The sequence below is a fragment of the Frankia sp. CcWB2 genome (genome assembly GCF_977927585.1).
In genome coordinates this window covers 3,677-4,839 of the sequence record NZ_CDWRCM010000201.1, presented here as the reverse complement: position 1 = coordinate 4,839, position 1,163 = coordinate 3,677, and the positions used below count along the sequence as shown (strand labels likewise).

Here is a 1,163-nt window from a genome sequence, read left to right as displayed (position 1 = left end):
CGACAGCGCATCCGCCATCCGGACCACCTCCATGTTCGGCATGCCCGAAACCACCTGCTGTCATGCCGGGCCGGAGCGCGGGCATGCCGGTGAGCACGGTGACACGTGAATACGGTAAGCACGGTGAGCACGAAGGCAGGCGCCGTGGCGGGCCGGAACATCGTGGAGCTCACCGGGCTGTCCATCGCCTACACACGTCGGGGCGGACGACTCCGGCGGTGGAGGACGATTTCGGCGGTGGAGGACGTCGACTTCACGATCGCCCCGGGACAGACCGTCGCCGTCGTCGGCGAGTCCGGCTCGGGCAAGACCATCGCGATGGGCCTGGGGAAGCCGACCAGCGGCCGGATCCACCTCGACGAGCAGGACATCACCTCCGCCGGCTGGTCGCAGCTGCGGCCGCTGCGGCGGCGGTTCCAGTTCGTCCACCAGAACCCGTTCTCCTCGCTGGACCCGCGGTCCACCGTCGGGGAGAGCATCGCCGAGCCGCTGGTCTCCTTCCGCGTCGGCGACCGGGCCAGCCGCGCCGCCCGGGCGCGCGAGCTGCTCGACCAGCTCGCCCACGAGGTCGCGGTGCTGCGCGCTGGCCGCATCGTCGAGAATGGTCCGGCGGCCGACGTCCTCACCGCGCCGACGCAAGACCACACCCGCGAGCTGCTTGGCGCGATCCCCGGGCAACGGTTCGCGGCCGCGCCCGCCGCCGCACCAAGGAAAGGACGCACGATGAGTCGCAGGTACATCGTCATCGGAGCCGGGGCCGTCGGCGCGACCGTCGCCGTGGAGCTGCGGCTCGCCGGGATCGACGTCGTCGTCGTGGCCCGGGGCGCGAACCTCGCGGCGCTGCGGGCGGGCGGGCTGCGCTACATCCGACCGCCGGCCACGCCCGGCGGTGAGCCCGACGAGCGGCGGATCCCTCTCGACGTTGTCGGCGGCCCGGACGAGGTCGACCTGCGTGGTGACGACGTGCTCGTCCTCGCCACCAAGTCGCAGGACTCCGAGGCGCTGCTCGCACAGTGGGCGTGGCGGCCGGTCGACGCCGACGCCGACGGCACGCGGCGCACGGCGGCGGAGGCGCTGCCCGTCGTGCTGCTTCAGAACGGGATCGAGAACGCCCGCACGGCGTTGCGCCGGTTCGCCACGGTGATCGACGCGGTCGTCCTCAG

General features: G+C 72.8%; 1 protein-coding gene. It reads left to right on the top strand.

Annotation, left to right across the window (positions count from 1 at the left end; genetic code table 11):
• Window positions 1-123: 123 nt before the first annotated feature.
• Window positions 124-1,163: ketopantoate reductase family protein (locus ACY45C_RS17895; protein ID WP_462188710.1), on the top strand; the 1,040-nt coding region annotated here is incomplete at its 3' end.